The following is a 6630-nucleotide window of genomic DNA, read 5'->3' as shown; positions in this document are numbered from 1 at the left end:
CTCTTGCTGTTTTGTTTTTTTTTCACTCCTCTCCCCCCCTGGCTTTTCGCGGCCCCCCCCACGCCGGGTCGGTGCGTGTGCTGTGTTGACGATCGTGCGCCGCGCGGCCACTGCCCCCGCAGGGGCGCTCTCCGCCCGTTGTGTGGCCGCTGATGCGATCGCCGTCGAATCCCGCCCTGTGCCCACCCGCATGCACAAGGTGTACCGGTACCCACCGACAGGTTCCGGTGGTTCGGGCGAACCCCGGATCTACAGCCAGGCGCGGGCCAGCAGCTCGTCGGCGGTGTCCTGGGCGCCGTGCGGTGGGAACCGGGTGGCGGCGATGGTGGCGCTGTGGGTGCCGTCGTGGCCGATCAACCAGGAGCCGCCGCGATCTTCGCATTCGGCGATCTTGGCGAAGGTGGTGAGCAGGAAGGTGATCGCATCGTGCGGGTCGGCGGTGTGCGCCAGCCGCTGCGATTCACCCGGCCGGGACAGATCCAGCCAGACGCCGGACTCGCCGTCCAGCCGCATCCCGACGATGCAGTGCGTGTTGACGAAGGTGAATTTGCGCCGTTCCCACGGTGTGGTCGGCGTGAAGCTCTGCTCGAGAACCTGGAGCAGAATCGTCATGGAGCTGCCCTCCGCTGTAGTACCGCCGTTGTGTGAGTGACCGCGTTGTCATGCTGCCGGCGTCTGGCCGACACCTGCCTGCCTGTCGAACGACTCCGCTACCGCGCCTGCCGAGCATCTGAAACTCCGCGGTGACCAGCGAATATGCCAAGTATCGTCCGCGCGGGCGGATAAATCCAGAGCTGCGCGGCGCGACCGTGCGCCGCGGTGTCGGTGCCGGGTGCTTTGATGAGGCCATGCTGCACGGTCTGTGGTCGCCGGGATCCGGGCTGCTGCTGTGGCACCCTCCCGGCCACGGCGCGGGCCCCGATGCCGACGCCGCGAAGCCCGTGCCGGGTTTGCTGGGCGATGTCGTCCGCACCGCCAAATTCCGGCATCGCGCGCAGGTGCTGCTCGCCGGTGACGGTGGCTTCCGCAGTGAACGGGTGCCCGCGCACGCCTTGGCTCCCGATGCCGCCGCGGCCGCGCTGCGGCAACGTCTGCCCGCCGCGGCAGTGGCAGGTGACCTGCGGTTTCTCGCTCATGTCGCACTCGGTATCGAGCGTTGGGTGCGGGCCGGACGGGTGGTACCGGAGCTGCGCCGCGACGACGGGCAATGGTGGGCGCGCTGGCGGCTGGTGGGCGGCGCGGGCCAGCGGGCCTGGCTGGCCGAACTCGCCTCCGCGATGCCCGCGGCGTTGCGGGTGGCCGGTGAACCGGCCGCCGTCCTCGACGATATGGTCACCGAACTCACCGATCCCATTGTCCGCGAACTGATCCCGGCTCGGGACGGCCCGCATCCGCTGGTCCAGGGGCTCACCGCCGACGCCCCGGTGGAGGCAGGCAGTCACCAGGCCGCGCAGATGCTGGAACGCTGGCGCACCAGTCTCGCCGCCGACGAACCGGAACTGGTGCTGCGGCTGCTCGAACCCGACGCCGACGATACCGACGAGGTGGCGCTGTGGCGCCTGGAGGTTTGCCTGCGCGTCGACGGCCGGGCGCCCACTTCCGTTCCACTGCACGGTGATCCGCAGCTGGTGCGGGCCGCGGTGGAGCGGCTCGGCGAAGCGCAGCGCGCCTATCCGCGGCTGCGCGACCTGCCCGGCGATCCGCGCACCATGGATCTGCTGCTGCCCACCGAGGTGGTGGTCGATCTGGTCGCGCACGGTGTGCACGCGTTGCAGGAGGCGGGCATCCGGCTGCTGCTGCCGCGCGCCTGGACGGTGACAGCGCCGACGATGCGCTTGCGGGTGAACAGCGCCGTGGCCGCTGCCGAGAGCACCGTCGGCCTGCCCGGGCTGGTGTCTCCTACCGCTGGGAGCTCGCCCTCGGCGATACCGTGCTCAGCCGCGACGAGATGCAGCGGCTGATCCACGCGAAATCCGATCTGGTGCAGTTGCGTGGGGAGTGGGTGCAGGCCGATCACAAGGTGCTCGCCGCGGCCGCGAAGTACGTCGCGCTGCATGCCGAGGACGCCGAGGTCACGCTGGCCGACATGATCGGCGAGATCGCCGCGACCCGCGTCGATCAGGTGCCGGTCACCGAGGTCAGCGCCACCGGGTGGGCGGCCGAACTGTTCGACCCGTCCGGTTCCGAGGAACCGGTGCCCGCGCCGATCGGATTGAAGGCACAGCTGCGGCCGTATCAGGAGCGCGGCCTGTCCTGGCTGGCCACCATGAGCCGGATGGGTCTCGGCGCGATCCTCGCCGACGACATGGGGCTGGGCAAGACGATCCAGGTGCTCGCCTTGCTGCTGCACGAACGCGCGGGCGATCGGCCGGTCGGCCCGACTCTGTTGGTGTGCCCGATGTCGGTGGTCGGCAACTGGCAGCGCGAGGCCGAACGATTCGCGCCCGACCTGCGCGTGCTCGTCCATCACGGCGCCGGGCGCGCCAAGGGCGAGCAGCTGTGGGCCGCCATCGCCGACGCCGACCTGGTGCTCACCACCTATGCCCTGATGGCCCGCGACGTCGCGGATCTGGCCGCCCGCGACTGGGAACGCGTGGTGCTCGACGAGGCCCAGCACATCAAGAACTCGAGCACCAGGCAGGCCAGGGCCGCCCGCGCACTTCCGGCCCGGCACCGGCTGGCACTGACCGGAACCCCGGTGGAGAACCGGCTGGAGGAACTGCGCTCGATCCTGGATTTCACCATGCCGAAACTGCTCGGCAGCGCCCAGACCTTCCGCGCCAGGTTCGCCGTGCCGATCGAACGCGAACGCGACGAGAACGCCATCACCCGGCTGCGCACCATTACCGCACCGTTCGTGCTGCGCCGGGTGAAGACCGATCCGAGCGTGATCTCCGATCTGCCCGACAAACTCGAGATGACGGTGCGCGCCAACCTGACCGTCGAACAGGCCGCGCTCTACCAGGCCGTCGTCGACGACATGCTGAACAAGCTCCGCGATGCCAAGGGCATGGCCCGTAAGGGCGCGGTCCTCGGTGCGCTGACCCGCCTCAAACAGGTCTGCAACCATCCGGCGCATTACCTCGGCGACGGATCGTCGGTGCTGCGCCGGGGTGGCCATCGCTCCGGCAAGCTCGCCCTGGTGGAAGACGTGCTCGACGCGGTGCTCGCCGATGGGGAAAAAGCGTTGCTGTTCACCCAGTTCCGCGAATTCGGCGAGCTGATCGAGCCGTATCTGGCCGAGCGGTTCGGTACCAGAATCCCGTTCCTGCACGGCGGAGTCGGCAAACGGCGTCGCGACACCATGGTGGCCGAATTCCAGTCACCGGACGGACCGCCGCTGATGTTGCTGTCGCTCAAGGCCGGTGGCACCGGCCTCAATCTGACCGCCGCCAATCATGTCGTGCACCTGGACCGCTGGTGGAACCCGGCGGTGGAGAACCAGGCCACCGATCGGGCGTACCGGATCGGCCAGCAACGCGCGGTGCAGGTGCGCAAGCTGGTGTGCGTCGACACCATCGAGGAACGCATCGACGAAATGATCAGCGGCAAACGCCAACTCGCCGATCTCGCGGTCGGTTCGGGGGAGCACTGGATCACCGAGTTGAGCACCGACGAGCTGCGTGATCTGTTCACGCTCGGCGCGGAGGCGGTGGGCGAATGAGTCCACGCGTGGATTACCGCGAATTCGGTCCGCGACGGCCGGTGTCCGGTGGCGTCGAAGCGCGCAGCAGACGGGGCGCTTTCGCGCGTACGGCGTGGGGTCGGGCGTTCATCCAGGCGGTCGAACGGATGGCCGAACCGGGGCGGCTCGCGCGTGGGCGCAGCTACGCGCGATCCGGGCAGGTCGTCAGTTACCGGATCGAACGTGGCGCGGTCGTCGGTGAAGTGCAGGGCAGCCAGCCGCGCCCGTTCACCGCCACCTGCACGGTGCGGCCGCTGCGCGCCGAGGAGATCGATCTGCTGGTCGAGGAGATTCGCTCGGCGCCAGGCATGCTGGCCCATATCGCCTCCGGCGCGCTGCCCGCCGCGCTCGCACCGCATCTGCTGCCCGAGACCGCGGCGGATCTCGATTTCGGCTGCACCTGCCCCGACCCGGGCTGGCCGTGCAAGCATGTGGCGGCGCTGTGCTACCTACTCGCCGAACGGCTCGACGAGTACCCGCGTGATCTGCTCACCCTGCGCGGGCTCTCATTGGACACGCTGATCGGGGGAGTCGAGCGTGGCGGCGGCACCGGCGGTGACAGCGACCCCTACGGCGAAGGGCTCGAGCTGCCCGCCTTGCCGACACCCGAATTCCGGCCCGCGACAGCGGATCTCGACCCGACCCTGCTGCGCCGTGCGCTGCGCATGCTCGCCGAGGACGAGACCGTCGCCGCGAGTGGCCTGCGCACCCTGACCGCCTGGTACGACGACTTGCGGCAGGCCTGACTCAGGCTTCGTCGATGCGGTACACGCGCTGTGCGTTCGCCCGGAACACCTGATCGAGGCACTCCGAATCGCCCACGTGTTCGGTGACGACCGCCGCAACGGCCTGCGCACTGCCGGCGATGGTGGTGATCGGCTTGTCCACCGGGAAATTCGAACCCCACACCAGCCGCTCGACCCCGAAGCAGTCCACCGCGTGCCGCAACATCGGGCCGATTCGTTCGATCAGCTGGGGAACCGGTGTCGCGCTGCCGCGCGGTGGAACCGGATGTCCGAGGATCGGCATCATCAGACCGCTGACCTTGGCCACCACATTCGGCTGGGCCGCTACGGCGGCGATGTCGTCGCGCCAGCGCACGAACAGCTCGCGCCGATGCCCCGGGTTGAATCCGGTGTGCTTGCCGACCGCGCCGAAGATTCCGGCGGGTGTGCCGAGATGATTCAGCACGATGGTGACCTCGGGGTACCGCGCGGCCAGCGCGGCCACATCCGGCAGCTGATGCGAATACACCCACGCCTCGAACGACAGCTGCCGCCGCGCGAGTTCGGCGAAGCCTTCGAGGAAGGCGTTCGCGGTGAGGTCACCGGGCGTGCTGGTGAACGAGCGCACGTCCGGGTCGGGATGATGCGCGACCATGGTGCGGATGCCGCGCAGCAGCGGCGACGCCGAGGCGTGTGCCTCGAGCAACTCGGCGAAGCCCGGTGCCGCCGGATCGGCACTGGCGATGATCGCGCCGAGGCGCGGGGTGTCGATACCGAACGGCAGACTCGCCACCCAGCGCGTCTCGTCCGCCTTCGCCAGCGGTCCGGCCCCGGTCCATTCGACCTCGATATGGGCGATGGTGCGGACCTTCAGCCCGGCCGTATCGTTGCGGTAGTTCGCGGGCAGATACGGATGCATATACGGCGTCGGATCGCCGACGAATTCGCGGTCACGGCGCGGCGCCACCTTCATCGCGATACCGATCGGCAGCGGCAGATACCGGAACAACCGCGCCAGACCGCTGAAATCGCGTGGCGTCGACAGCGGATCCCACTGGTGGATATGCGCGTCGATGATCGGAATGTCGGTGAGATCCATGATGTCCGTTCCGTCCGCCGTTCACCCGGTCCGGGCGATTGTCACACGCGAGCCGTGCCCGCATCCGGAGTACGGCCGAAACCGCGGGCGGGTCGGACATACTGGCGGCGTGGACCACGACAACAGTGCGGGATCGGGGTCGGCGCACGCGGCCGCCTTGCGCCCCCTGGTCGATTCCGGGGTGCTCACCGAGCAGCAACTGGACCGCGTGCTCGCCGCGCTGGCCGAACCGGTCACTCGGCCCGCCCGCACCAAGGTGCTGGCCGAGGTCGCTGCCTATGCGGGCGCGGGATTGTTGCTCGCCGGGATCGCATTGGTGTTGGCCGCCTCATGGGAAGACCTGGCGCGCACCGGCCGTGTGGCGATTCTGATGTTGATCACCGTGGTGGTCGCGGTGATCGGGGTTGCGGTCGCGGGCGGCCCGGCCGGGCTGTTCCCGTCCTTCCGTGACCGTGCCTCCACAGTCATCCGGGTGCCGGCGTCCCGCCTCCGGCTCGCCGCGGTCCTGTTCGCACTCACCGCCGCGCTGGTCGCCGGAACCGTCGGTAGCGCGATCGAGGACGGTGACACCGATTCCGCCTGGGTCTACGCCTGCATCGCGGGCCTGATCGCCGCCGCGATCGGATATCTCGCGCTGCCGTCGCCGGCCGGGATGATCGTGTGCGCGATATTCAGCGCTGCTGTCGTCTCCGGGGTGATCACCGATGTCGCCGGGCTCCGCGAGGGCTGGCCCGGGTTCGGCATCCTGCTGCTCGGTGTCGGCTGGGCCGTCCTCACCCGGTTCGGCGCCTTCGGCGAACGCTGGGCCGGCTACCTGATCGCGGTGCTCTTCGCGATCTTCGGCGCCCAGACCTGCGGCGAATACGAGTCCATGGTCCTGGCCTACTGGCTCACCGCGTTGATCGCCGTGCTCTGCTTCGCCCTCTACCTGACCGAACGTTCCTGGGTCCTCGTCCTCGGCGGCGGCGCTGCTCTCGCCCTGGCGGCGGCGGAAGCGGTCTGGGACTGGACCGATGGCTCCGTCGCCGCGGCCGGCGCGGTGCTCATCGTCGGCGCCCTGGTTCTCGGCGCCGGCGGCTACCTGCTCACCCGCGCCGGCCACGCCTCGCGATAGCGCGAAC

4 protein-coding genes and 1 pseudogene are annotated in these 6630 nt (G+C 69.5%); 3 read left to right on the top strand and 2 right to left on the bottom strand.

Features of this window, described 5'->3' with window-relative positions:
* Positions 1 to 249: 249 nt before the first annotated feature.
* Positions 250 to 612: a hypothetical protein gene (locus tag AC5W7N_RS28570; protein ID WP_163813900.1), complete on the bottom strand. Its 363-nt coding sequence runs from the start codon at positions 610 to 612 to the stop codon at positions 250 to 252.
* A gap of 236 nt (positions 613 to 848) precedes the next feature.
* On the opposite strand from AC5W7N_RS28570, the pseudogene AC5W7N_RS28565 reads away from it, so the two are divergent.
* Together AC5W7N_RS28565 and AC5W7N_RS28560 are read left to right on the top strand one after the other, a co-directional pair.
* Positions 849 to 3664, top strand: a pseudogene (locus tag AC5W7N_RS28565) (DEAD/DEAH box helicase).
* Entirely contained in the window at positions 3661 to 4431 is a 771-nt protein-coding gene (locus AC5W7N_RS28560; protein WP_495922720.1) for an SWIM zinc finger family protein, read from the top strand. Before AC5W7N_RS28565 ends, AC5W7N_RS28560 begins: the two are co-directional and overlap by 4 nt.
* Position 4432: 1 nt before the next feature.
* On the opposite strand, the gene AC5W7N_RS28555 is transcribed toward AC5W7N_RS28560, so the two are convergent.
* Entirely contained in the window at positions 4433 to 5509 is a 1077-nt protein-coding gene (locus AC5W7N_RS28555; RefSeq protein ID WP_163813904.1) for an amidohydrolase family protein, read from the bottom strand.
* A 109-nt stretch (positions 5510 to 5618) separates the two neighbouring features.
* Between AC5W7N_RS28555 and AC5W7N_RS28550 the strand changes: the two genes are divergently transcribed.
* Positions 5619 to 6623, top strand: a complete 1005-nt coding sequence (locus tag AC5W7N_RS28550) for a DUF2157 domain-containing protein (protein WP_495922718.1) — start codon at positions 5619 to 5621, stop codon at positions 6621 to 6623.
* The last annotated feature ends 7 nt before the right edge of the window (positions 6624 to 6630 follow it).

This window comes from Nocardia sp. CDC519 (genome assembly GCF_059509835.1).
Note: the sequence above shows the minus strand (reverse complement) of the source record. Positions and strands in the feature narration are given on the sequence as shown.

What these genes read in the sequence shown, in the direction of transcription:
- AC5W7N_RS28555 (WP_163813904.1), bottom strand. Translation starts at nt 5,509, where the DNA reads ATGGATCTCACCGACATTCCGATCATCGACGCGCATATCCACCAGTGG.
- AC5W7N_RS28560 (WP_495922720.1), top strand. Translation starts at nt 3,661, where the DNA reads ATGAGTCCACGCGTGGATTACCGCGAATTCGGTCCGCGACGGCCGGTG.
- AC5W7N_RS28570 (WP_163813900.1), bottom strand. Translation starts at nt 612, where the DNA reads ATGACGATTCTGCTCCAGGTTCTCGAGCAGAGCTTCACGCCGACCACA.